Below are 25015 nucleotides of genomic sequence, written 5' to 3'. Positions count from 1 at the left end.
GCCCTGGTCTCACCGGCCTTTTTCATAATCCGTCTCGATCGCGATCTGGGTGCATATGGCCCGGCAGAGGGTCACCACGCGATCGTTGATGATGCGGTAAAAAATCTGGACGCCTTCACGGCGTTTGCCAATGACACCGCTTTGATAAAGCGTATTCAGATGCTGAGACATATTGGGCTGGGTGGTGTCGACTTCCGCGAGCAGCTGGCTCACGTTTTTCTCGCCATTGCATAGGCTGCTGATGATTTTCAGCCGCATCGGCGCAGACATCGCCCGAAAAAGTTCGGCAGCAGACTCAAAAACCTGATCCGACTCGGTAAGGGGTGGTGTGTTTGTTCGGCTTGCAAGCTTGCTCATACATGTCGCGTTAGCCCTAAAGGTTACGGTCGTTATTCAATGATTTCGAATATACACTTATTCTGCACTTTCATGACCGGGCGCCAATGGTCAAGGTCAGTCCACATGGCCGTCTTCACTTCATGGTCCCAGCCGGCTGCCCGCCAGCCTGGGCTCACTTCCGCTGAGCTCAGCAGGTGTGGCGTCAATCGATCTGAACCGGCCTGTCATGGTCTACAGCCGCGCAGACCACGGGCAGGCAGCGTTGTCTGACGTGAACGTCAGAAACTGAACCAGGAAGAAAAAAAGCGGTCTTTTGAGGGGCCGCATTTTTGTGCCTGCCTCGTTAATCTGTTGGTTGACGAAAGTGACCTGCCCCTACCGACGTACCCATCAAATTCAGGAAGTCCGGGATTGCAAGGTTCATCGATCGGCGTAGTGCTTGATTGGGATTGAGCTGCATCGCCAGCGCGCTGGCGATGCAGCTCGGCGAACCGGGCCGCTGGGGCGTCATGACACCAAAGCGAAGTCTGAAAGGATGCATTCGTTCATGCGGTGGGCACTGGCCCTTCCATCCACTGCATCGGCAGGGTCCTGCGGAAGTACGACCCGCAGATTTGCCTCGTCGCAGTCGAGTCTGCGCTATTTGAGCACTGTGCGTCGGGTGGGGGCGAACACGCTTGCGCCCAACCAACGCCATAACTGCTGGGCATCCCGCGCAGCGCCGTCCACCCGCAACTCCTGCGTGCGCAGGACTTCGCCGGGCGTGCGGTCGCCTGTCCACACCTCGGTCAGTGCGCGCACGGTGCAATCCACGACCAGTGTCAATTCCCGACCGGGGTCGTCGCGGCACAAATCCGAGGTGCCCTGCTCGACCACCAGCCACCATCGACGCTCGCCCGGCCGGGCGTCCCGGAACGCGAAGTGGATGACCACGGGGTAAGGCGGAAACTCCGGCAGCTGCACAAACCTCCGGATGTCCCACATGAGGAATCCTGCGTCCAGCTGATCGTCACGCAGGCGGCTGCCGATCCAGCGAGCGCCCCAGTGGCCCAGGGCCATGACGATGGGCCGAAGTTCCTCGCCGGCTTCCGTCAGGCTGTAATCGCGGACCTTGCCCCCTGCCGAACGTCGGACCACGCCGATCTCCTCGAGGTGGCGCAGCCGCTGCACCAGGAGGCTGGTGGACATTCGGGGAACGCCGCGGTGCAGGTCATTGAAGCGCCTGCTGCCACACAGCAGTTCGCGCACGATCAGGGGTGTCCATTGCTGGCACAACGCCTCGGCGCCACGCGCAACGGTGCAAAACTGGCCGTAAGTGTTATCCATTTGTGCTCGACTTCCGCTGGCGCAACGCTTCAGATTCTGGACTAGCACCCACGTTCGGTCAAGCGCATGCTTGCCTCTCCACTTCAACCTCCAGGGAGCAAGCCATGCCGAAAATCGCCATCGTTCAACGTCCCCCGATTCTGCTCGATCGCAGTGCCACCATGGAGCGGGCCGTGCAATCGGTCCGGGAGGCCGCCGCAGAAGGTGCGACACTCATCGTCCTGCCGGAATCCTTTCTGCCGGGTTATCCGTCCTGGATCTGGCGGCTCGCGCCCGGAACGGACGGAGCGCTGGTCGGCCAGCTGCACGCCCGGCTTCTGGACAATGCCGTCGACCTCGGCAGTGGCGATCTCGACCCCCTGTGCCAGGCCGCACGCGCCAATGCCGTCACGGTCGTCTGCGGCCTGAACGAATGTGACCGCCGCAGCCGCAGCGGTACGCTCTACAACACCGTGGTCGTCATCGGATCCGACGGCCAACTGCAAAACCGGCATCGCAAACTGATGCCCACCAATCCTGAGCGCATGGTGCACGGCTTCGGTGACGCCTCGGGGCTGCGCGCGGTCGATACACCGGCCGGTCGCGTCGGCACGCTCATCTGCTGGGAGAACTACATGCCACTGGCGCGGTATGCGCTGTATGCCCAGGGCGTGGAAATTTATATCGCCCCGACCTATGACGCGGGCGACGGCTGGGTCAGCAGCATGCGTCATATCGCGCTCGAGGGTCGCTGCTGGGTGCTTGGCAGCGGCACGGCTCTGCGCGCGGCGGACATTCCCAACGACTTTCCGGGCCGCGAAAAGCTCTTTCCGGACCCCGACGAGTGGATCAACGACGGCGATTCGGTGGTGGTGGACCCGCAGGGCAAGCTCGTCGCCGGACCGATGCGCCGGGAACAAGGCATTCTGTACGCGGCCATCGACATCGCGCGGGTGGCTCCCGCGAGACGGACCCTTGATGTCACGGGCCATTACGCGCGCCCCGACATCTTTGAGCTGCGGTTGCGCCGCACTCCAGCCGCGCCCGTGCGCTACATCGACAACGACGGCCACACGGGCACGGCAGAACTCAACGAACCCAACGACGCTGTCGCGGCTTTCAGCGGCTCCGTCGGCAGAGGGGGCGTAATCGCTGGCCTGCCCGCCCACAGCACCAACCATTGACCAGCACTGACAGGGAGAATCATGATGAATTCACTCACAGGAATGAATGGCGAGGCGGTGGCGATCCCGGACGATGCGATGCAGGCGCTCAAGGCGGGCTTCAAAGGGCCCATCCTGACGCCTGACGAACCCGGTTACGACGACACCCGCAAGATCTGGAATGCAATGATCGAGCGCCGGCCCGGAATGATCCTGCGCTGCACCGGCACGGTCGACGTTGTGCAAGCCTTGGGTTTCGCCCGCCAGCACAGGCTGCTGGTATCGGTGCGTGGCGGCGGCCACAATATCGCCGGGCTGGCGGTCTGCGACGGCGGCGTGATGATCGATTTGTCGCTGATGCGGGGCGTTTGGGTCGACCCTGCGCTGCGCACGGCGCGGGTGCAGGCCGGCTGCACGCTGGGCGACGTCGACCGCGAGACGCAGCTGCACGGACTCGCCGCCGTGCTCGGCTTTGTGTCCGCCACCGGCGTCGCCGGGCTTACGGTAGGGGGTGGGTTCGGTTATCTGACTCGTCGCCATGGCTGGACCTGCGACAACGTCACCGCGATGGAGGTGGTCACCGCGGGGGCGGAGGTCTTGCGTGTGTCCGCCGATGAAAACGCCGATCTGTTCTGGGCCCTGCGCGGCGGGGGTGGCAACTTCGGCATCGTCACCTCTTTCGAATACCGGCTCTTTCCCGTCGGCCCCCAGATTCTCGGCGGCGCGATCGCGTGGCGCGGCGAGGACACCCGTCAGGTGCTGAACGCGTACCGTGACTTCAGCGCCAGGGCGCCGCGTGAGCTGACCAGCGTGGCCGTGCTGCGCAACGCCCCGCCTGCGCCCTGGTTGCCCAAGGAAATTCACGGCAAACCGATCGCCGCCCTCTTTGTCTGCTACAGCGGAAACGTCGAAGACGGCGAAGCCTTGCTGGCACCGCTGCGCAAGCTGGGGACGCCCGTCGCCGACATCGTGACACGACGACCCTATGCGCAAATGCAAAGCCTGCTTGACGCCACGCAGCCGAAAGGCAGGCGCTACTACTGGAAATCGCACTACCTCGCCGGCATCGATCCTGTGCTCATCGATCAGGCGGTTGACCACGCCAGCCGTATCAAGTCGCCGTACTCGGCGATTCTGCTGTTCCAGATCGAAGGCGCGTTGAACGAACTGCCTGCCGGGCATTCGCCGGCGGGCAACCGCGACGCTGCTTATGTGCTGAACATTGCGGGGTCATGGGAGAGCGCCCAGGATGACGGCGCCAACATCCAATGGGCACGCGATTGCTTCGAAGCCACCCGGACCTGTTCCACCGGCGGCGTGTACGTCAACTTCTTGACGGAGGAAGAGGGAGCGGATCGCATCGAGGCCGCCTACGGCCGCCCGAACCTGGCCCGGCTGGCAACGCTCAAGCAGAAGTTTGATCCGGACAATTTGTTCCGGCACACGAAGCCCGTTGGCGTGTCATAGTGATGCAAGCTCCACAACAACAGCAGGCGGGGGCTTCGCCGCCAGTGTTGGTGGTCCGGTGGCCGCCAACGTTGGGCGTCATCCAGCCTGTCATGTGTCCGCAAAAAGGAGATCGCAATGGATCTGCAATCTAGGTTCCGCGAGGTTGTTACCACCGAAGAGCACTTTAGATCCGTCATGGGACGTCCCTCGGCTCTGGTGACTCGGAAAGAGCTGAACGAGCTCGATTCCCATGCTCGGGAATTTATTGGAAGGTCTCCGTTTCTGCTCATCGGCACGAGCGGCGCCGACGGGCGAATGGACATGTCCCCCAAGGGGGACCCGCCGGGCTTCGTACGCGTGCTTGACGAAAAGACTCTTGCGATTCCTGATCGACTCGGAAACCGTCGAGCAGATACCTTCGTGAATCTTGTTGTCAACGACCAGATTGGCCTGATCTTTTTCGTGCCCGGAAAGCAGGAGACATTGCGCGTCAGTGGTCGCGCCATCATCGTTCGGGACTTGCCAGTTCGCGAACAAATGGCGGTTGGGGACAGGCTTCCAGAATTTGCAATCATCGTCGAAGTCCAGCAGATGTTCTTCCACTGTGCCAAGTGCATTATTCGGTCCAACCTCTGGAAGCCGGAGTTCTGGCCCACCTTGTCTGGTCTTCCGTCGCTCGCGGAAACGATGGTTTCGGCTGGCAAGCTGCGAGAGTCGGTTGAAGAAATACAGGCGATAGTCGACAAAGATGCTGCGACACGCCTGTACTAGCCAGGTGGACACGCTGCCCGCCGCCCGGGACTTTCTCGGGCGGGGCTATTCTGGCCCACACTTCGTCCGTCGAACATCTCTTCATGGCACACGCGTTACCGGCCGGAACCCCGCGTGGCATGGGGAAACTCCAGAAACGACAAAGCCAACTGAGAACAGTTGGCTTTGAATACTGGTGGCCTGGGGCGGAATCGAACCACCGACACAAGGATTTTCAATCCTCTGCTCTACCGACTGAGCTACCGGGCCTGAGCCTAAGATTATATATCAGGCGGCGCGCTTGCCCCGGGTCAGGTCCACGCCGAGTTGTTTGAGCTTGCGGTACAGGTGGGTGCGCTCCAGCCCGGTCTTCTCTGCCACACGGGTCATGGAACCGCCTTCCTTGGCCAGGTGAAACTCGAAATAGGCTTTTTCGAACTCGTCGCGCGCATCGCGCAGCGGCTTTTCGAGCAGGAAACTCTGCGTGGCCTGCGGGCCGAGATCCACCGCCACCGGCATGACCTGGCCGGTCATCGCGACTTCCACCGTCATGTCCACCGCATGCAGCAGTGCGGCGGGAGCAGCCAGCGGTTTGCGGCCTGCGGATTTGAGGAGGCCCTGTTCAACCGCCTTGAGCAGCTTTTGCAGCGTGATGGGTTTTTCAAGAAACGCGATCGCGCCAATCTTGGTGGCCTCCACGGCGGTGTCGATGGTGGCGTGGCCGCTCATCATGATCACCGGCATGCTCAGAAGGCCGCCAGACGACCATTCCTTGAGGAGCGTCACACCGTCGGTGTCCGGCATCCAGATATCGAGCAACACGAGGTCGGGCCGGGAGCGGCCGCGCGCGGCGCGGGCCTGCGCAGCGTTTTCTGCGAGTTCGACCTGATGCCCTTCGTCGTTGAGAATTTCGGAGAGCAGGTCACGTATGCCCAGCTCGTCGTCGACTACCAGAATGTTTGCCATGTTGAAACGCTACCCCTACCGTCAGTTGTCAATTCTGCGGTACCCACCTCCGGGTCCGCAGTGTTGTTATGTCACAACTGCGAATGATAACGATACTTGGGCGCCCTGCACGACGCCGTCAACCACGCGATTCGAAATATCGACACGTGCGCCGTGTTCATCGGCGATTTTTTTGACGACGGCCAGCCCCAAACCGGTGCCCTTGACCTTGGTCGTGACGTAGGGCTCAAACGCCCGTTTCAGGATGTGTTCCGGGAAGCCCGTGCCGTTGTCGCGCACTGTCAGACGCACCCGTTTCGAGGTCTCCGAATACTCGGTTTTGAGCAGCACGCGGCCCTCTGCCCGGCCCTCCTGGGCATCCTGGGCGTTTTGCAACAAGTTGTGAATGACCTGCCGGATCTGTTGCGAATCTGCCTTGATCGGGGGGCAAGCCGGGTCGAGCTCGGTGTACACCGGCACCACGGCGTTCTCGCTGGCATAAAGCTGCATCACGTCGTTGACCAGCGCATTGAGGTCAACGGGCTTGAGTTCGGCGGCCGGCAGGCGGGCATAGTCGCGGAATTCGTTGACCAGGCGTTTCATCGCATCGACCTGGTCGACGATGGTCTTGACCGATTTGGTCAGCAGGATCTGCTCGGGCTCGGCCACCTTGCCGGTGAGCTTCATCTCCAGCCGCTCCGCCGACAGCTGGATGGGTGTGAGCGGGTTCTTGATCTCATGGGCCAGCCGGCGCGCCACTTCGCCCCAGGCCTGGGCGCGCTGGGCCGAGACCATTTCGGACACGTCGTCGAACACCAGCAGGCATTCGCTGCCCGGCATCTTGGCGCCGCGGGCAATCAGCGTGATCGCGTTGTCAGGTGCGCCGGGCTGGGCGGCGTTGAGTTCGAACGACTGCTGCCAGTGCTCCACATCGTGCAGCTGGTTCTCGCCAAAGTAGGCATCGAACTGGGCCTGCACGCCTTGCGCAAAAACTTCCAGCCCGGGGATGTCGCTGAGCGACCGCCCGTGGTAGGCCGCCAGCGGCACACGCAGGATGCGCGTGGCACCGGGGTTGCTGGTCTGGATGCGCCCCTTGAGGTCCAGCACCATGACGCCGGCGGTGAGGTTGTCCAGGATGGTCTGCAGATTGGCGCGAGCAGCATCCACCTGGTCCATGCTTTTTTGCACCGCGCCGCGCGCGTCGGCGAGTTGCTGGGTCATGTCGGCAAAGGAGCGGGTCAGCCCGCCCAGTTCGTCCTTGCCCTGCAGCGCCGCCTTGGGCGTCAGGTCGCCCTGGGCCACCTGACGCACCCCTTCGGCCAGCACCAGCAGGGGACGGGCCAGCTGGTTGCCCAGCACCACCGCCAGCAGCACCGCGCCGAACACCGCCAGGAACAAACTGAGCGTGAGTGTGCCTATGTACATTTTGCGCAGGCCACCCCGGGCCAGGGCGCGCTCCTGGTACTCGCGGTTGGCCTCCTGCACGGCAATGGCATTGGCCACCAGGCTGGCCGGCAACACCTCGGTCACCTGCAGGAACCGGACCTCGCCGAGCAGGCCGACGTTGGGGTTGTTGATCAGCGCCAGGGCCTTGATGCGGGGCGGTGTCGCACTGCCTGCGGCGAGGCTTGCCGCGCTGCCGGGCGGCTCGGCGCCGGGCAAGGCCACCTCGTCGAGCCCCTCGATCTGCGTGGCCACACGCTGGTTGCGGGCACTGCGCAGCAGTTGCGCCGGCGGCCGCTCGGGCTTGAGGGAGTAACGCGAGTCACCGGCACTGGCAATCATCTGCCCGGAGGCCGACCACAACACGACGTCGCTGACGGCCAGCTGCTCGCGCAGGCGCTCCAGCGCCAGGCCGGCCGAGGCATCAGGTGTCTGCGTCAGCTGCCCCGCGGCGGCGCGGGTCTTGTTGCCCAGTTCGGCGGCCAGCGTGTCGAGCGTGACCCGGCCCAGGTTGAGGCCGGCATCCAGCGCGCCTTCGACCTTCACGTCAAACCAGCTTTCGATCGAACGCGAGACGAACTGGTAGGACACCACGTAAATCATCGTGCCGGGCAGCAGGCCCACCAGCGCAAAAATGGCGGCCAGCTTGACCAGCAGTCGGCTGCCGAACTTGCCCTTGCGCAGGCGCAGGATCAGGCGCAGCACGATCCAGCCGATGACCAGCAGCAGCAAGGCGGCCACCGCCACATTGAGCCCGAACAGCAGGACGTAGTTGCGTTCGTAGAGCTCGCGGTTGCCGGTGGCCTGGGTCAGCAGAAAGAGCAGCACCAGGCCCAGCGCGGCCATGGTGCCGACGCCGACACCCACCGTCCAGCGAAAAGCCGGACTGCTTTTCAGCGACGACACATTGCTCTTCAGTTTCACTTTTCCGCCTCTTTGACGGCTTCCCTGGAGAGGTCCCGGGTGGCGTCCCGGGACAGGTCACGAATCGGTTCGGCGACCAGGTCGCGGTTGGTCTCGACGGCGATGGCCCAGTCTTTCTGCCCCGCCACGCCAATCTGGAAGGGGCGCGGCAGCTGCGAGAGGTCGAGCCGAAAACGGAAATCGATGTTGTGCCGGATACCGGGCTCGACTTCCGCCGCATCGGCAATTCGCCAGCGCGAAAAGCGCTGGATCGATGCCAGCGCATCATTGAGAGTGTCGTAATTCTGGCTGAAGGAGGCCCGCAGGCCGGTGACGCTGATGGCGCCGGGCATCACATTGAGGCGCCAGCGGCGGGTCAGGGGCTGAAACGCCAGGCGCATGGTGCGTGTCGCCGTGGTGATGCGTTTGTCGTACCAGTACCAGCGGCTGCGGTAGATGTCGGCCTCGGCCACGAAAAACATGGGGATGCCCTTGAGCAGTGCGTCTTCAACGGCAGGCGGCAGGTCGAACTGGATGCTGGCCGACAGGTACACGCCCTCGTCGGAGCGCTCCATCTTCAGCTGGGTCACCTCGGTGGCCAGTGCCGCGTGGCCGGCAAGCGCCATCACGGTGTACACCCAAAACGTCAGCAGCCGCCGCAGCACCGTGTCAGGCTTTGCGTTTTTCAAAAACTGCGTAAAAGAAACCGTCGTGCTCACCTTCCAAATTGTCCGGGAAGACGGTCTCCACGACGCGACTTTGGGGCAGCAAATGACCGGGTGATGGCATGAAATGCGCGTCTTTGTGGTGCGTAACAAACGTTTGTGCCTGCTGTTCACCTTCCGCCCTGAAAACCGAGCAGGTGCAGTACAGCAGCCGCCCGCCCGGCCGCAGCAGCGGCCACAGCGTTTCCAGCAGCCGCGCCTGCAGCGCGGCCAGCTGGGCGATATCGGTCGGCCGGCGCAGCCAGCGCACGTCCGGGTGGCGCCGCACAATCCCCGAGGCGGTGCACGGTGCATCGAGCAGGATGCCGTCATAAAGCCGGCCGTCCCACCAGCCATCGGGGCGGGCGGCGTCACCCACACGGATGTCCGCCTGCAGGCCCAGCCGCTGCAGGTTCTGCGCCATGCGCTCGCAACGGCGCGCGTCAATGTCGAGCGCCGTGACCTCGCAGTCGGCAAGTTCCAGCAGGTGCGCCGTCTTGCCGCCGGGCGCGGCGCAGGCATCCAGCAGCCGCAAGGGCGCGCCGCTGGCCGGGGCCAGCCCGTCGAGCAGCAAGGGGGCCGCCATCTGCGCCGCGGCGTCCTGCACCGAAAAATGCCCTTCGGCATACCCGGGCAGCGCCGTCACCGCGCTCGGCGTCGCCAGCACCACCCCCTGCGGGCCGACCTGGCTTGCTACTATATTCATAGCTGCCAGCGCTTTCAGGTATTGGGCTGGAGTCGTTTTTCTTGTATTGACCCGAAGGATCAGCGGCGCTTTGGTATTGTTGGCATGCAAAATGGCCTGCCAGTGGTCCGGGTGGTCCTTGCGCACCCGGTCTATCCACCACTGGGGGTGGTTCCAGACCGCCTGCGGATGTTTTTCCGTCGAAGCCATCAGTGCGTCGCGCTCGCGCAGGAAGCGGCGCAGGCAGCCGTTGATGAAGCTGGCCTGGTGCACCGTGGCCTCGTCGCGCTTGGCGGCTTCCACGGCCTGGTCCACCAGCGTATAGGCGGTGTAGCGGGGGCTGTCGTTATCCGGCAGGTGGCTGGCAGCCGCGTTGTCCGCGCCGCTTTCCGTACAGGCCAGCGCCAAAGCGACACACAGCAGGGCGTCGGCCTCCGGCGGCGGCGGCCGCTGGGCCAGTTGCTGGCGCAGGGCTTCGGCCCGGCCGAGCCAGCGCAGTGCATGAAAACCCAGGGCTTGCACGCCGGGCCGGAGGGTGGCGTCGATGTCTTCGAGCGCGGCGGTCATGGAGCGGCCGCCGCGAACGGCCATCAACAGGAAAGCCGCCCCCTGCAGCTGGCGCCACAGAGGGATGGGGGAGGTCTGGTTGTCTTGCATCGATCCTGTGACGGCAGCCCTCGGGCGCCGCTGTTTCAAGCCGCCCGGACGCGGGCGGCATGGCACCTATTAGACCAGCTTGACAGCCCGGTCTGCACGGCGATGGCACCGGCGCGCCTGGACGGCAGCGCGTTGACGACGTTGGCCTTGACATCGCCCTGCCTTCGAGTCTTTCCTGATGAGCTTATCCCCGGTTCCCGCTCAAAACAGGGCGTCGGGGCGGGTCGGTGCGGTCTCGCTTTCGGCCAGTCCGGGCATGGCACGGCCGTAAATCCGGCGGATACGTTCGGCCAGCGGCGGGTGCGAGTCCAGCCAGTGCGCCCGCCCCTGCTGCCCGACCAGCAGCATGTGCTGCACCGCCGGATGAAAACTCGCGGTACGGCCTGCGCCCTGCTGGCTGGCCACCTTGCGCAGCACACCGCCCAGGCCGTCCCGGCTGCGCGTGAACTGGACCGCACGCGCATCCGCCAGAAACTCGCGCTGGCGCGACACTGCCGCCTTCAGCGCGCGGCCCGCCAGCCAGCCGAGAAAACCGGCCGCCAGGATGGCCAGGCCCGGCAGCGCCAGCACGGAACGCCGGTCATTCTCGTCGCGCTCGCACATGCCCACCCCGAGGTTGAAAATCAGCTCCAGTCCGAACACCATGCCGGCCAGCCGCATGTTGAGCCGGGTATCGCCTTCCCGGATATGGCTCAGCTCGTGGGCCACCAGTCCCTGCAGTTCGTCGCGGCTCAAGCCGTCGAGCGCGCCGCGCGTGACGGCGATGACCGCATCGTCCTCGTCCCAGCCGGCGGCAAAGGCGTTGATGCTGCCCTGGCGCTCCAGCACCATGACCTGCGGCACACGCATGCTGGCGGCAATGGCGAGTTCGGCCGCAATGTTGCAGAGCTTCTGTTCATCGAGCCGGCTGGCGGGCCAGGCCTCGCGGGCACCCACACGTCGCGCCAGTTTTTCACCGCCGCCCTGCAGGCTGGACGTTTCCAGCCACCACCCGCCCAGTACAAAGAGCAGGGTCATGCCGGTGTTGACGCTGAAAAAGTACGCCGGGTAGCCCGCCACCCCCGGCGTCAGCAGATGCCAGGTCAGGGCCAGCGCGGCATTGACGGCCAACTCCAGGGCGACCACCGTCGCGGCGAACAGCAGCAGCAGTTGCCGGGTTTCGGCGCGGGCCCGCTCCTGGTGCTCAAAAAAACGCATGTTGACCTGAAGCCGCCACCCTACATCTGGATGCGCACCGCTTCACGCTCGGCAGGGGTTTCCGTGGCCCTGAGCATGGCCGAGGCGGCAAAACCAAACAGGCGGGCAATCAGCAGGGCCGGAAATTGCGCCTGCGCATTGTTGTAGTCGAGCACCGCATCGTTGTAGGCCTGGCGTGCAAAGGCCACCTTGTTTTCGGTGCTGGTCAGCTCCTCGCTGAGCTCGCGGATGGTGTCGTCGGCCTTGAGTTCGGGGTAAGCCTCGGCGAGCGCGAACAGGCGCCCCAGGCTGCCGCTCAGCGCCTCTTCAGCAGCGGCCAAAGCCAGCACTTCCGGCGCGTGGGTGGGGCGGCTGCGCGCAGCATCGCTGGCGGAACGCGCCTGGTTGCGCGCCGCGATCACCGCTTCAAGGGTCTCGCGCTCGTGCAGCAGGTATTTTTTGGCGGCCTCCACCAGGTTGGGAATCAGGTCGTAACGGCGCTTGAGCTGCACATCAATCTGCCCGAAGGCGTTGGCGATGATGTTCTTCAGGCGCACCAGCCGGTTGTAGGCCCCGACAGCCCAGAACAGCAGCAAGGCAAACACAACTATCGAAACCAGGGACTGGGTGGACATGAGGCCTTCTTTCTATCAACAGCGGCTGCCGCGAACCGGCACGGGCGACTTTAGCCGACAAGCCGGACCGCTGTACAGCCTGCCGGCACGCGGGCGCGCAACAACTCAGGATTCTCAATGAAAAAGCGCCTCGGGCCCTTATCAACAGGACGCGAGGCGCTACGCTTTTTATAGCGTCAAAAAGCAGCAATTACTCGCTGGCAGCACCTTCGCTGGTCTGCTCGGGCATGGCTTCGAGTTCGGCCGCTTCCGCTTCGGCAATGGCACGGCGCTCGGCGTCGTCCATCTGGTCCTTGGCTTTGCGTGCCTCGTGGTAGGCCATGCCGGTACCGGCGGGGATCAGGCGGCCGACGATCACGTTCTCTTTCAGGCCACGCAGCTCGTCGCGCTTGCCCATGATGGCAGCCTCGGTGAGCACGCGGGTGGTTTCCTGGAAGGAAGCCGCGGAAATGAACGAATCGGTCGACAGCGAGGCCTTGGTGATACCGAGCAACAGGTTGCTGAAGGTCGCCGGGATCTTGCCTTCGGCGCGCAGGGCGTCGTTGGCATCCAGAATGACCGAACGCTCGACCTGCTCGCCAGCGATGTAGCTGGACTCGCCGACATTCTCAACCACCACACGGCGCAGCATCTGGCGAACAATCACTTCAATGTGCTTGTCGTTGATCTTCACGCCCTGCAGGCGGTAAACGTCCTGCACTTCATCGACGATGTAGCGGGCCAGCTCTTCCATGCCCAGCAGGCGCAGGATGTCCTGCGGATCGGCAGGGCCGTCGACAATCGACTCGCCCTTGTTCACGACCTGGCCTTCGTGCACGAGAATGTTCTTCTCTTTGGGCACGAGGTCTTCCCAGACCTTGCCTTCCGGATCGGTGATCTGCAGGCGAACCTTGCCTTTGGTTTCCTTGCCGAACGACACGGTACCGGTCATCTCGGCCAGCGTGCCCTTGTCTTTCGGCGTACGGGCTTCGAACAGCTCGGCCACACGCGGCAGACCGCCGGTGATGTCGCGGGTCTTCTGGCCTTCGACCGGAATACGCGCGAGCACCTCGCCGGGGCCCACGTCCTGGCCGTCACGCACCTGGACCAGCGCACCGACCTGGAAGCCGATCGTCACCGAGTGATCGGTGCCGGGAATCTTGACTTCATTGCCGGTGGCGTCGATCAGCTTGACCTGGGGACGGATCACCTTGGTCGCGCCGCGGCGTTTCGGATCGATCACCACCAGGGTGGAAAGACCGGTCACCTCGTCGAGCTGCTTGGCGACCGTCACGCCTTCTTCCACATTCTCGAAGGCCACCTTGCCGGCGAACTCGGTAATGATGGGGCGGGTCAGCGGGTCCCAGTTGGCCAGAATCGCGCCGGCCTTGATCGTCTGGTCGGCTTTCACCGACAGGATCGCGCCGTAAGGCACCTTGTGACGCTCGCGCTCGCGGCCATGCTCGTCGTGGATCACGATTTCGCCGGAGCGCGCGATCACGACCAGCTCACCCTTGGTGTTGGTCACATAACGCATCGGTGCGTTGAAACCGATCACGCCGTTGGACTTGGCTTCGACGCTGGAGGCAATCGCTGCACGCGAAGCCGCACCACCGATGTGGAAGGTCCGCATGGTCAGCTGCGTGCCCGGCTCGCCGATCGACTGCGCGGCAATGATGCCGACCGCTTCGCCGATGTTGATCAGGCCGCCGCGACCCAGGTCACGGCCGTAGCACTTGGCGCACAGGCCGAAGCGGGTTTCACAGGTCAGCGCGGTACGCACCTTGACTTCGTCCACGCCGGCTGCTTCGAGTTCGTCGATCAGGTCCTCGTCCAGCATGACGCCGGCCTTGGCCAGAACGGCGCGGTTCTCGGGGTGCAGGATGTCTTCGACCGCGGTGCGGCCGAGGATACGGTCGCGCAGTGATTCGATGACCTCGCCGCCCTCGACGATGGCGCGCATCAGGGAACCATCGGTCGTGCCGCAGTCGTCCTGGGTCACCACCAGATCCTGCACCACGTCGCACAGGCGGCGGGTCAGGTAACCGGAGTTGGCGGTTTTCAGCGCCGTATCGGCCAGACCCTTACGGGCACCGTGGGTGGAGATGAAATACTCCAGCACGTTCAGGCCTTCGCGGAAGTTGGCCATGATCGGTGTTTCGATGATCGAGCCGTCAGGCTTGGCCATCAAACCGCGCATGCCTGCCACCTGACGAATCTGCGCTGCAGAACCGCGGGCGCCGGAGTCGGCCATCATGTAGATGGAGTTGAAGGACTCCTGCTCGACTTCCTTGCCGTGGCGGTCGATGACTTTCTCTTTCGAAAGCTGGGCCATCATCACCTTGGACACTTCGTCGCCCGACTTGCCCCAGATGTCCACCACCTTGTTGTAACGCTCGCCGGAGGTCACCAGGCCCGAGACATACTGCTGCTCGATCTCTTTGACTTCCTTCTGGGCACGCGCAATGATGCTCGGCTTTTCCTTGGGGATCAGCATGTCGTCGATGCAGATGGAAATGCCGGCCTTGGTCGCCAGGCGGAAGCCCGACTGCAGCAGCTTGTCGGCAAACACCACCGTCTCTTTCAGTCCGCACTTGCGGAAAGACACGTTGATCAGTTTGGAGATTTCCTTTTTCTTCAGCGCCTTGTTCAGGTTGGAGAAAGGCAGGCCCTTGGGCAGGATTTCGGACAGCAGTGCACGGCCGCCGGTGGTTTCCCACAGCTTGGTCGATGGCACGAATTCGCCGGTTTCCTTGTCCTTGGTGTACTCGGTCAGGCGCACGCTGATGCGGGCGTTCAGGTCGAGTTCACCCGCGTCAAAGGCGCGGCGCACTTCGCCGGTGTCGGAGAACACCAGGCCTTCGCCCTTGCCGTTGGTGCGGTCACGGGTCGTGTAGTACAGACCCAGCACCACGTCCTGCGAAGGAACGATGGACGGCTCGCCACTGGCGGGGAACAGGATGTTGTTCGAAGCCAGCATCAGGGTGCGGGCTTCCATCTGTGCTTCCACGGACAGCGGTACGTGCACAGCCATCTGGTCACCGTCGAAGTCGGCGTTGAAGGCCGAGCAGACGAGCGGGTGCAGCTGGATGGCCTTGCCTTCGATCAGGATGGGCTCAAAGGCCTGGATACCCAGACGGTGCAGCGTAGGTGCACGGTTGAGCATCACCGGGTGTTCCTTGATGACCTCTTCCAGGATGTCCCACACCACTGGCGTGCCGGATTCGACTTCCTTCTTGGCGGCCTTGATCGTCGTCGCGATGCCCATGGCTTCGAGGCGCGAGAAGATGAAAGGCTTGAACAGTTCCAGCGCCATCAGCTTGGGCAAACCGCACTGGTGCAGCTTGAGCGTCGGGCCCACGGTAATAACGGAACGGCCCGAGTAGTCGACGCGTTTGCCCAGCAAGTTCTGACGGAAACGGCCTGACTTGCCCTTGATCATGTCTGCCAAGGACTTGAGGGCACGCTTGTTGGCGCCCGTCATGGCCTTGCCGCGACGGCCGTTGTCCAGCAGCGAATCAACAGCTTCCTGCAGCATGCGCTTTTCATTGCGGGCAATGATTTCAGGCGCCTTCAGTTCGAGCAGGCGACGCAGGCGGCTGTTGCGGTTGATGACGCGGCGATACAGGTCGTTCAGGTCGGAGGTCGCAAAGCGGCCGCCGTCCAGCGGCACCAGCGGACGCAGGTCCGGCGGCAACACGGGCAGCACGTCAAGCACCATCCAGTGCGGCTTGATGCCGGACTTCTTGAACGCTTCCATCAATTTCAAACGCTTGGCGTTTTTCTTGATCTTGATTTCGGAGCCGGTCAGGTCGTTGCGCAGCTTGTCGATCTCGACATCGAGGTCCAGCCCTTCGAGCAGGTCCTTGATGCCTTCGGCGCCCATCTTGGCGGTGTACTCGTCGCCGTATTCCTTGCGCTTGGCGTCGTAGTCGTCTTCCGACATGATGCTGAATTTCTTCAGCGGGGTCATGCCGGGGTCGGTCACCACATACGCTTCAAAGTACAACACGCGCTCGATGTCGCGCAGCGTCATGTCGAGCACCAGGCCCAGACGTGACGGCAGCGACTTCAGGAACCAGATGTGCGCGCACGGTGCGGCCAGGTCGATGTGACCCATGCGTTCGCGGCGAACCTTGGTCTGCGTGACTTCAACGCCGCACTTCTCGCAGATGACACCGCGGTGCTTGAGGCGCTTGTACTTGCCGCACAGGCACTCGTAGTCCTTGATGGGGCCAAAGATCTTGGCGCAAAAGAGACCGTCGCGCTCCGGCTTGAAGGTGCGGTAGTTGATGGTTTCAGGCTTTTTCACTTCGCCGAAAGACCACGAACGGATCTTCTCGGGCGAAGCCATGCCGATCTTGATGGCATCGAAATGCTCATCCGGCGTGAATTGCTTGAACAGGTCGAGTAATGATTTCATGTGTTAAATCCTTTTCTTTCCTGTTGAGTTAGCTGCGTTCCAGCTCGATATCGATACCGAGCGAACGAATCTCTTTGACCAGCACGTTGAACGACTCCGGCATGCCGGCGGTGATCGCGTGCTCGCCCTTGACGATGCTCTCGTACACCTTGGTACGGCCCTGCACGTCGTCGGACTTGACGGTCAGCATTTCCTGCAGCGTGTAGGCGGCGCCATAGGCTTCCAGCGCCCAGACTTCCATCTCGCCGAAACGCTGTCCACCGAACTGCGCCTTGCCGCCCAGCGGCTGCTGCGTGACCAGCGAGTACGGGCCGGTCGAACGTGCGTGCATCTTGTCGTCCACCAGGTGGTGAAGTTTCAGGAAGTGCATGTAGCCGACGGTCGTCGTGCGCTCGAAAGCGTCGCCGTTGCGCCCGTCATACAGCTGCGCCTGGGTGCGCGTGGCCGTCAGGCCCTTCGTCTTGGCGATGTCGTCAGGGTAAGCCAGTTGCAGCATGCCCATGATCTCGGCTTCCGAGGCACCATCGAACACCGGTGTGGCAAAAGGCACGCCGCCCGTCAGGTTGCCGGCCATCTGCAGGATCTCGCCATCCGACAACTTGGACAGGTCTTCCGCACGGCCCGACTTGTTGTACAGCGTGTCCATGAACTTGCGCAGATCGGCCACCTTGGCCTCGGCCTGCAGCATGTCGCCAATGCGCTGGCCCAGGCCCTTGGCGGCCCAGCCCAGGTGCACTTCGAGCACCTGGCCGACGTTCATCCGCGAAGGCACGCCCAGCGGATTGAGCACGATGTCGCACGGCGTACCGTCGGCCATGTAAGGCATGTCTTCGACCGGAACGATCTTGGAAACCACACCCTTGTTGCCGTGGCGGCCGGCCATCTTGTCGCCGGGTTGCAGGCGGCGCTTGACAGCCAGGTAGACCTTGACCATCTTCAGCACGCCGGCCGGCAGTTCGTCGCCCTGCGTGAGCTTCTTGCGCTTTTCTTCAAACGCCAGGTCAAAGCTGTGACGCGTCTGCTCCATCGAGTTCTTGATGCTCTCGAGCTGGGCCGCGACTTCGTCATCCGCCGGACGGATGTCGAACCAGTGGTATTTCTCGACGTCGGTCAGGTAGGCCTTGTCGATCTTCGTGCCTTTGGCCAGCTTTTTCGGGCCGCCGTTGGCAACCTTGCCGGTCAGCAGCTTTTCGATACGGTCGAACGCATCGGCTTCCACAATCCGCAGCTGGTCGTTGAGGTCCAGACGGAAGCGCTTGAGCTCGTCGTCGATGATCTGCTGGGCACGCTTGTCGCGCACGATGCCTTCACGGGTGAAGACCTGCACGTCGATCACGGTACCCTGCGAGCCCTGGCTCACGCGCAGCGAGGTGTCTTTCACATCGCTGGCTTTTTCGCCGAAGATGGCGCGCAGCAGCTTTTCTTCCGGGGTCAGCGTGGTCTCGCCTTTGGGCGTGACCTTGCCGACCAGCGTGTCGCCCGGCTGGACTTCGGCGCCGACATAAATGATGCCGGACTCGTCAAGACGGTTGAGTTGCTGTTCGGACAGGTTCGGAATGTCGCGGGTGATCTCTTCAGCACCGAGCTTGGTGTCGCGTGCCATGACCACGAGCTCCTCGATGTGGATCGAGGTGTAGCGGTCTTCGGCGACGATGCGCTCGGAAATGAGGATCGAGTCCTCGAAGTTGTAACCGTTCCAGGGCATGAAGGCGATCAGCATGTTCTGGCCGATGGCGATCTCGCCCAGGTCGGTCGATGCGCCGTCGGCAATCACGTCACCCTTGGCCAGCTTGTCGCCGATCTTGACGATCGGGCGCTGGTGGATGTTGGTGTTCTGGTTGGAACGCTGGTACTTGATCAGGTTGTAGATGTCCACACCCACTTCACCGGCCAGGGCTTCTGCGTCATTGACACGCACCACGATGCGGGTGGCATCGACATAGTCGACCACGCCGCCACGGGTGGCGGTCACGACCGTCCCCGAGTCGATGGCGGCCACACGCTCGATGCCGGTACCGACCAATGGTTTTTCCGGACGCAGCACGGGCACCGCCTGGCGCGACATGTTGGCGCCCATCAGCGCGCGGTTCGCATCGTCGTGCTCGAGGAAGGGAACCAGCGAGGCCGCAACCGACACGATCTGCGCAGGCGACACGTCCATGTACTGGATGCGTTCTGCGCCGACCAGCACGGATTCGCCGTTTTCACGGGCCGACACGAGGTCGCCCGTCAGCTTGCCGGCATCATCGAGCAGGGCATTGGCCTGGGCGATCACGTATTTGCCTTCTTCGATGGCAGACAGGTAGTCGATCTGGTCCGTGAGCTTGCCGTCAATCACGCGGCGATACGGCGTTTCGATGAAGCCGTATTCGTTCAGGCGGGCATACAGCGCCAGCGAGTTGATCAGACCGATGTTCGGGCCTTCAGGCGTTTCAATCGGGCAGACGCGGCCGTAATGGGTCACGTGCACGTCACGCACTTCAAAACCGGCACGTTCGCGGGTCAAGCCACCGGGGCCAAGGGCCGAAACACGGCGCTTGTGGGTGATCTCGGCCAACGGGTTGGTCTGGTCCATAAACTGGGACAGCTGCGACGCGCCGAAGAATTCCTTCAGGGCGGCGGAGATCGGCTTGCTGTTGATCAGGTCGTGCGGCATCAGGGGCTCCTGCTCGGCCTGACCCAGACGTTCCTTCACGGCTTTTTCAATCCGTGCCAGACCCGTGCGGTACTGGTTCTCGGCCAGTTCACCGACACAACGCACGCGGCGGTTGCCCAGGTGATCGATATCGTCGACCTGACCGTTGCCGTTGCGCAGGTCCACCAGGATCTTGACGACCGCGAGGATGTCCTCGTTGGTCATGACCATGGGGCCCGTGGACGAGTCGCGGCCCACACGGGCGTTGAACTTCATGCGGCCGACCTTGGACAGATCGTAGGTGTCCGGGTTGTAGAACAGGCGCTGGAACAGGGCCTGGACGGCGTCTTCCGTCGGCGGCTCGCCGGGTCGCATCATGCGGTAGATGGCCACGCGCGCCGCAAACTCGTCGACGGTTTCGTCGGAGCGCAGGGTCTGCGAAATGTACGCACCCTGATCGAGTTCGTTGGTGTACAGCACCTGCAGGTCCTGCACGCCGGCAACACGCAGCTTCTTCAGCAGCACGTCGGTCAGTTCGTCGTTGGCCTTTGCGATGATCTCGCCGGTCTCGGCGTCAACGATATTCTTGGCGACCACACGGCCGATCAGGAAGTCTTCGGGAACGCTGATGGTGGAGGTGCCGCTCTGCTCGAGCTCGCGCGTATGGCGCACGGTGATGCGCTTGTCCTTGGCAACGACGACCTTGCCGGTCTTGTCGGTGATGTCGAAACGGGCCACTTCGCCGCGCATGCGCTCGGCGACGAATTCCATTTGCGCGCCGCTGTCCATCAGGCGGAAATTGTCGAACACGAAGAAGTTCGCGAGGATGGACTCGGGGTTCAGGCCAATGGCCTTGAGCAGAATGGTGACCGGCATCTTGCGGCGACGGTCCACACGGAAGTACAGGATGTCCTTCGGGTCAAACTCGAAGTCCAGCCACGAGCCGCGGTAAGGGATGATGCGGGCCGAGAACAGCAATTTGCCCGAGCTGTGGGTCTTGCCCTTGTCATGCTCGAAAAACACGCCGGGTGAGCGGTGCAGCTGGGACACGATCACACGCTCGGTCCCGTTGATGACGAACGAGCCCTTGTCGGTCATGAGCGGCACTTCGCCCATGTAGACTTCCTGCTCCTTGACTTCCTTGACGACCTTGGACTGCGATGTCGACGACTCGCGGTCATAAATGATCAGCTGGACCTTGGCGCGCACGGCCGACGCAAAGGTCAGACCGCGGGTCTGGCACTCGCGCACGTCAAAAGCGGGCTTGGCCAGGTTGTACTCGAGGAACTTCATCTCGACAAAACCGTTGTGCGAGACGATGGGGAAGGCGTTTTCAAACGCAGCCTGCAGGCCTTCGACCTGGCGCTTTTGCGGCGCGCGGTCGGCTTGCAGAAACGCCGTGTAGGCATCTTTCTGCATTTGCAACAGGTAAGGGACTTTCAGCACGCTCTCGCGGCTGCCGAAACTTTTGCGAATTCGCTTGCGTTCGGTATAGGAATAGGCCATGAGTTCTCCGCTTTAATGGGACACAAACAAGTAGGGGCAACTGGTTTGTTAAGCTCTGGCGACTGTCTTGAATGAATACACCACGTAATCAAACAGACTTGGTGGTTGGCCACTACCAACCATGGCGGACGGCAACGCATTGCACGTTGCCCGAACCAAGGCGTTTCCTGCAGTCGGGGTCAGGAAGCACTGGCAAGAAGATTTTCTGCAAATCTGCTTGCCGGTGATTCCAGGGAGGCTGAAAAACGCGCTTGCGCGGCGTTTCGCCAGCACTCCTTGAAAGCACGAAAGGCTGGAAGCCGAACCCGGTCTTCCAGCCTTCGCGAAACACAAGAATTACTTGAGTTCGACTTTCGCGCCGGCGTCTTCGAGCTTTTTCTTGGCAGCTTCGGCGTCGGCCTTGGGTGCAGCTTCCTTGACAGCCTTCGGTGCACCGTCGACCAGGTCCTTGGCTTCCTTGAGGCCCAGGCCGGTGATTTCGCGCACGGCCTTGATGACCTGCACCTTTTGGGCGCCAGCCTCGAGCAGCATGACCGTGAATTCGGTCTTCTCTTCTGCAACAGCAGCAGCGCCGCCGCCGCCGCCGCCAGCAGGAGCGGACATGGCTGCAGCGCTCACGCCAAATTTCTCTTCGATGGCTTTCACCAGGTCGTTGAGTTCGAGGACCGTCATGCTATCCAGCGCGGTCAAAAATGCGTCTTTGTCGAATGCCATTTTGATTTCCTAAAAAAAGTTGGTAAAGGTTATGCCGCTGCAGCTTCTGCTGCGGGCTCCGCGGCTACGACCACATCGTTGCCGCCGCCTTTTTGTTCCGCCAGCGCGGCCAGCACTCGTGCCGTACGCGAAATGGGGGACTGCATCAAGCCCAACAGCTGGGCGAGCAGCACTTCTTTCGAAGGGATGCTTGCAAGCTGCTTCACGCCGTTCACGTCCAGGACTTTTCCTGCCATGGCGCCTGCACGAATCACCAACTTGTCGTTGGTTTTCGCGAAGTCGGCAACCACCTTGGCGGCAGCGACAGCGTCTGTGGAAAAGCCATAGATCAGCGGACCGGTCATCTGGTCGGACAGGACATCAAACGCGCTGCCTGCCACGGCACGGCGAGCCAGGGTGTTTTTCAACACACTCAGGGTCACGCCTTTGTCGCGGGCTTGGCTGCGCAGCTTGGTCATGTCAGCGACCGTGATGCCACGGTATTCCGCCATCACGAGCGTTTGAGCTTTAGCGGCGAGGCCGGTCACTTCATCAATGACGGCTTGTTTCTCACTGCGGTTGAGACTCAAGGTCTACTCCTTAATAATGTGTCTTCGGATCTTGCTTTCGCGCCATCCTGCCAACACGCCTATATTCAGCGACCAACTGTTTTTCAGATTCTTTTCAAAACCATTCAAGCAGCGGGACCGCCATCTGCGTTGGCTGTCTTTCGACGATTAAGCGGCGGGCTTTGCAGCCTGCCGCACCAACGGTCCTGGATGGCCTGCCGGAGCCGGAACCCCGACAGCCCACCACTTTGAACAGCCCTTGCGGGTTGTTCAAATTTTTGCGATTACGCTGCGATGGTTTGCGTGTCGACGCGAACGCCCACACCCATCGTCGACGAAACCGCGACTTTCCTCAGATACACACCTTTGCTCGACGCAGGCTTGGCCTTGGTCAGGGCATCGATCAACGCTGCCAGGTTGCCCTGCAGCTTGTCGGTATCAAACGAACGGCGGCCAATCGTGCCGTGCACGATGCCGGCCTTGTCGACGCGAAACTGGACCTGACCGGCTTTGGCGTTTTTCACGGCCGTTGCCACGTCAGGCGTCACCGTGCCGACTTTCGGGTTGGGCATCAAGCCACGTGGGCCGAGGATCTGGCCCAGGGTACCCACCACGCGCATGGCGTCAGGCGAGGCGATCACGACGTCGAAGTCCATCTTGCCGGCTTTGATGTCGGCAGCCAGATCATCCATGCCGACGATGTCAGCACCGGCAGCCTTGGCCTCTTCGGCCTTGGCGCCCTGTGCAAACACGGCCACACGCTTGGTCTTGCCGGTGCCGTTGGGCAACACGACAGCGCCGCGGACGACCTGGTCGGATTTCTTGGCGTCTACACCAAGCTGCACAGCCACGTCGATGGATTCATCGAACTTGGCCACGGCAAATTCCTTGACCAGGCCCAGGGCATCAGCCACCGGGTACAGCTTGTTGCTGTCGATCTTGTCGCCAACAGCTTTTTGACGTTTGGTCAGCTTGCTCATACAACACCCTCCACCGACACGCCCATGGAGCGGGCCGTACCAGCAATCGTGCGAACTGCAGCGTCGAGGTCAGCAGCCGTCATGTCTTTCATTTTGGTCTTCGCGATTTCTTCGAGCTGTGCGCGGGAAATCTTGCCCACCTTCACCGTGTGCGGCGTGGCAGAACCCTTGTCCAGCTTGATGGCCTTTTTGATCAGGACGCCTGCGGGAGGCGTCTTGATGACAAAAGTGAAGCTCTTGTCTGCGTACGCGGTGATCACCACGGGCAAAGGCAGGCCGGGCTCAACACCCTGGGTCTGGGCGTTGAACGCCTTGCAGAACTCCATGATGTTCAGGCCGCGCTGACCCAGGGCCGGGCCAATCGGGGGGGACGGGTTGGCTTTACCAGCTGGCACTTGCAGCTTGACAAAGCCGACGATTTTTTTCGCCATACTTTTCTCCTTGCGGGTCATAACGCCAGGACGCCGTCAGAAGACAGGTCCGGGCTCCCCGGGGGTTACACAACTCAATCAGGTTCCGGAAAGAACCCTCCGCGCCGAGTTGCAAGGCGCGAATTTCTGACGCTCAGCCGAAAAAACTCGGGTTTTAGCGAAACTTACGTTTTCTCGATCTGGCTGAATTCCAGCTCGACGGGCGTTGCACGACCGAAGATCGTGACGGACACCCGCACCTTGTTCTTGTCGTAATTGACTTCCTCGACCGTGCCGTTGAAGTCAGTGAACGGGCCGTCCTTGACCCGGACGTATTCGCCCGTTTCAAACTCGACCTTGTGCCGCGGCTTCTCGGTGCCGACCTGCATCTGGTCGACGATTTTCTGCACGTCTTCCTCGGAGATGGGGGCGGGACGGTTTTTGGCACCACCGACAAACCCGGTGACCTTGTTGGTGTGTTTCACCAGGTGCCAGGTTTCATCGTCCATGACCATCTCGACCAGCACATAACCCGGGAAGAAACGGCGTTCCGTCGTTTTCTTCTGGCCGTTCTTGATCTCGACCACTTCTTCGGTGGGCACCAGGAAACGGCCAAACTTGGCCTGCATGCCGGCGCGGTTGATGCGCTCGACAATATTGCGTTCGACGGCTTTTTCCATGCCCGAATAGGCATGCACGACATACCACTGCATGCCGGGAGTCGGCTGCAGGGATGCGCCAGCCGCCACTTCGCTGACCACGTCACCGTTCATATCGCTCATTATTTTTTCCACCCCAGTATCAGGTCGTAAAACACCCATTCGAGCGTTTTATCGGTGAGCCACAAAAAGAGTGCCATGACCACCACGAATGCAAAGACGTAAGCCGTCATCTGCATGGCTTCCTTGCGGGCCGGCCAGACCACTTTCTTGACTTCGCGCCAGGAATCACGCCCGAACGCCACAAACTGTTTGCCAGGCTCGGAGGTCAAGAACACCACCACCGCCGCCACCAGACCGGCAATCAAGCCCCCCCACTGGGCAACAGGACCCTGCTTGGCGAGCAGATAAAAGCCCGCCAGCGCACCCAGCGCCAATGCCACGGCAAGGGCCAACTTGGCCTTGTCAGCAGTCGTGCTGACGGTTTCGACTTGAGAAGTGGCCATGATCGCCTGATTTCCTGTTCATCTTCACGCGTCTTCTCAGACGCTTAAGCCCACCTGGGGTCCAAGGACTCCCGGCGGGCTTGCATAGTTCTGTTTCACACCACTCTCGGCTTCAGGCAACCCCTGAAACCAGGTGGCAGGGGCAGTAGGAATCGAACCTACAACCTTCGGTTTTGGAGACCGACGCTCTGCCAATTGAGCTATACCCCTTCATCTCTCAATCAGTTGGGGACAGAGCAAAAAGCCTTGCCTTTACCGGCTCAGCCCCAAAAACAATCCTTGTTACGCAATGATCTTGGCCACGACACCGGCGCCGACGGTCTTGCCGCCCTCGCGGATGGCGAAACGCAGACCTTCTTCCATGGCGATCGGGTTGATCAGCTTGACGGTGATCGACACGTTGTCGCCTGGCATGACCATTTCCTTGCCTTCTGGCAACTCGATCGCACCGGTCACGTCCGTCGTGCGGAAGTAGAACTGGGGACGGTAGTTGTTGAAGAA

19 protein-coding genes, 2 tRNA genes and 1 pseudogene are annotated in these 25015 nt (G+C 62.1%); 3 read left to right on the top strand and 19 right to left on the bottom strand.

Annotated elements, in window-relative coordinates; genetic code table 11:
- Positions 1–9: 9 nt before the first annotated feature.
- Positions 10–357, bottom strand: coding sequence for a helix-turn-helix transcriptional regulator (locus tag B7G52_RS05180; protein WP_096696582.1), 348 nt, complete (start codon positions 355–357; stop codon positions 10–12).
- A gap of 621 nt (positions 358–978) precedes the next feature.
- Entirely contained in the window at positions 979–1665 is a 687-nt protein-coding gene (locus B7G52_RS05175; protein WP_096696581.1) for a helix-turn-helix domain-containing protein, read from the bottom strand.
- Between the two features lie 104 nt (positions 1666–1769).
- Between B7G52_RS05175 and B7G52_RS05170 the strand changes: the two genes are divergently transcribed.
- The 3 genes from B7G52_RS05170 (at position 1770) to B7G52_RS05160 (ending at position 5027) form a co-directional block, all read left to right on the top strand.
- Positions 1770–2828, top strand: a complete 1059-nt coding sequence (locus tag B7G52_RS05170; protein WP_096696580.1) for a carbon-nitrogen hydrolase family protein — start codon at positions 1770–1772, stop codon at positions 2826–2828.
- 21 nt (positions 2829–2849) lie between these two features.
- Positions 2850–4274, top strand: coding sequence for an FAD-binding oxidoreductase (locus tag B7G52_RS05165; RefSeq protein ID WP_096696579.1), 1425 nt, complete (start codon positions 2850–2852; stop codon positions 4272–4274).
- A gap of 117 nt (positions 4275–4391) precedes the next feature.
- Complete coding sequence (locus B7G52_RS05160) at positions 4392–5027, top strand: MSMEG_1061 family FMN-dependent PPOX-type flavoprotein (protein WP_096696578.1); 636 nt, start codon at positions 4392–4394, stop codon at positions 5025–5027.
- A 173-nt stretch (positions 5028–5200) separates the two neighbouring features.
- Here the strand turns inward: B7G52_RS05160 and B7G52_RS05155 are convergent.
- The 17 genes and pseudogenes from B7G52_RS05155 to tuf all read right to left on the bottom strand — a co-directional run.
- A tRNA-Phe gene (locus tag B7G52_RS05155) sits at positions 5201–5276 on the bottom strand.
- An 18-nt stretch (positions 5277–5294) separates the two neighbouring features.
- Positions 5295–5972 (bottom strand): response regulator, encoded by a 678-nt coding sequence (locus tag B7G52_RS05150; RefSeq protein ID WP_096696577.1) that lies wholly within the window; start codon positions 5970–5972, stop codon positions 5295–5297.
- 66 nt (positions 5973–6038) lie between these two features.
- Complete coding sequence (locus B7G52_RS05145; protein WP_096696664.1) at positions 6039–8240, bottom strand: ATP-binding protein; 2202 nt, start codon at positions 8238–8240, stop codon at positions 6039–6041.
- Between the two features lie 74 nt (positions 8241–8314).
- Positions 8315–8986: a DUF4390 domain-containing protein gene (locus B7G52_RS05140; RefSeq protein WP_096696576.1), complete on the bottom strand. Its 672-nt coding sequence runs from the start codon at positions 8984–8986 to the stop codon at positions 8315–8317.
- Positions 8967–10343: a 16S rRNA (cytosine(967)-C(5))-methyltransferase RsmB gene (gene rsmB, locus B7G52_RS05135; RefSeq protein WP_096696575.1), complete on the bottom strand. Its 1377-nt coding sequence runs from the start codon at positions 10341–10343 to the stop codon at positions 8967–8969. The genes B7G52_RS05140 and rsmB overlap by 20 nt, the downstream gene beginning before the upstream one ends.
- Positions 10344–10544: 201 nt before the next feature.
- Entirely contained in the window at positions 10545–11540 is a 996-nt protein-coding gene (locus B7G52_RS05130; RefSeq protein ID WP_096696574.1) for a M48 family metalloprotease, read from the bottom strand.
- Positions 11541–11560: 20 nt separating this feature from the next.
- Positions 11561–12154 carry a LemA family protein gene (locus tag B7G52_RS05125; RefSeq protein ID WP_096696573.1) on the bottom strand — a complete coding sequence of 198 codons (594 nt, stop codon included), beginning with the start codon at positions 12152–12154 and terminating at the stop codon, positions 11561–11563.
- A gap of 190 nt (positions 12155–12344) precedes the next feature.
- Positions 12345–16556: a DNA-directed RNA polymerase subunit beta' gene (rpoC, locus tag B7G52_RS05120; protein ID WP_096696572.1), complete on the bottom strand. Its 4212-nt coding sequence runs from the start codon at positions 16554–16556 to the stop codon at positions 12345–12347.
- Between the two features lie 28 nt (positions 16557–16584).
- On the bottom strand, positions 16585–20697 hold the full coding sequence (gene rpoB, locus B7G52_RS05115) for a DNA-directed RNA polymerase subunit beta (RefSeq protein WP_096696571.1): 4113 nt from the start codon (positions 20695–20697) through the stop codon (positions 16585–16587).
- Positions 20698–21033: 336 nt separating this feature from the next.
- Complete coding sequence (rplL, locus tag B7G52_RS05110) at positions 21034–21411, bottom strand: 50S ribosomal protein L7/L12 (RefSeq protein ID WP_096696570.1); 378 nt, start codon at positions 21409–21411, stop codon at positions 21034–21036.
- A 29-nt stretch (positions 21412–21440) separates the two neighbouring features.
- Complete coding sequence (gene rplJ, locus B7G52_RS05105; RefSeq protein WP_096671329.1) at positions 21441–21980, bottom strand: 50S ribosomal protein L10; 540 nt, start codon at positions 21978–21980, stop codon at positions 21441–21443.
- Between the two features lie 263 nt (positions 21981–22243).
- Positions 22244–22939 carry a 50S ribosomal protein L1 gene (gene rplA, locus B7G52_RS05100; RefSeq protein WP_096671327.1) on the bottom strand — a complete coding sequence of 232 codons (696 nt, stop codon included), beginning with the start codon at positions 22937–22939 and terminating at the stop codon, positions 22244–22246.
- On the bottom strand, positions 22936–23370 hold the full coding sequence (gene rplK / locus B7G52_RS05095) for a 50S ribosomal protein L11 (RefSeq protein WP_096696569.1): 435 nt from the start codon (positions 23368–23370) through the stop codon (positions 22936–22938). The genes rplA and rplK overlap by 4 nt, the downstream gene beginning before the upstream one ends.
- Positions 23371–23534: 164 nt before the next feature.
- Entirely contained in the window at positions 23535–24122 is a 588-nt protein-coding gene (nusG, locus tag B7G52_RS05090; protein ID WP_240523332.1) for a transcription termination/antitermination protein NusG, read from the bottom strand.
- An 8-nt stretch (positions 24123–24130) separates the two neighbouring features.
- A complete protein-coding gene (gene secE, locus B7G52_RS05085) occupies positions 24131–24514 on the bottom strand; it encodes a preprotein translocase subunit SecE (RefSeq protein ID WP_096696567.1) in 384 nt (127 codons plus the stop codon).
- Positions 24515–24648: 134 nt separating this feature from the next.
- Positions 24649–24724, bottom strand: a tRNA-Trp gene (locus B7G52_RS05080).
- 72 nt (positions 24725–24796) lie between these two features.
- Positions 24797–25015: pseudogene (gene tuf / locus B7G52_RS05075) on the bottom strand (elongation factor Tu); the annotation flags it as partial.

This window comes from Polaromonas sp. AER18D-145, from assembly GCF_002379095.1.
Taxonomy (GTDB): domain Bacteria; phylum Pseudomonadota; class Gammaproteobacteria; order Burkholderiales; family Burkholderiaceae_C; genus Polaromonas.
The sequence above is the reverse complement of the archived record's forward strand: the minus strand, read 5'-3'. Positions and strand labels throughout refer to the sequence as shown.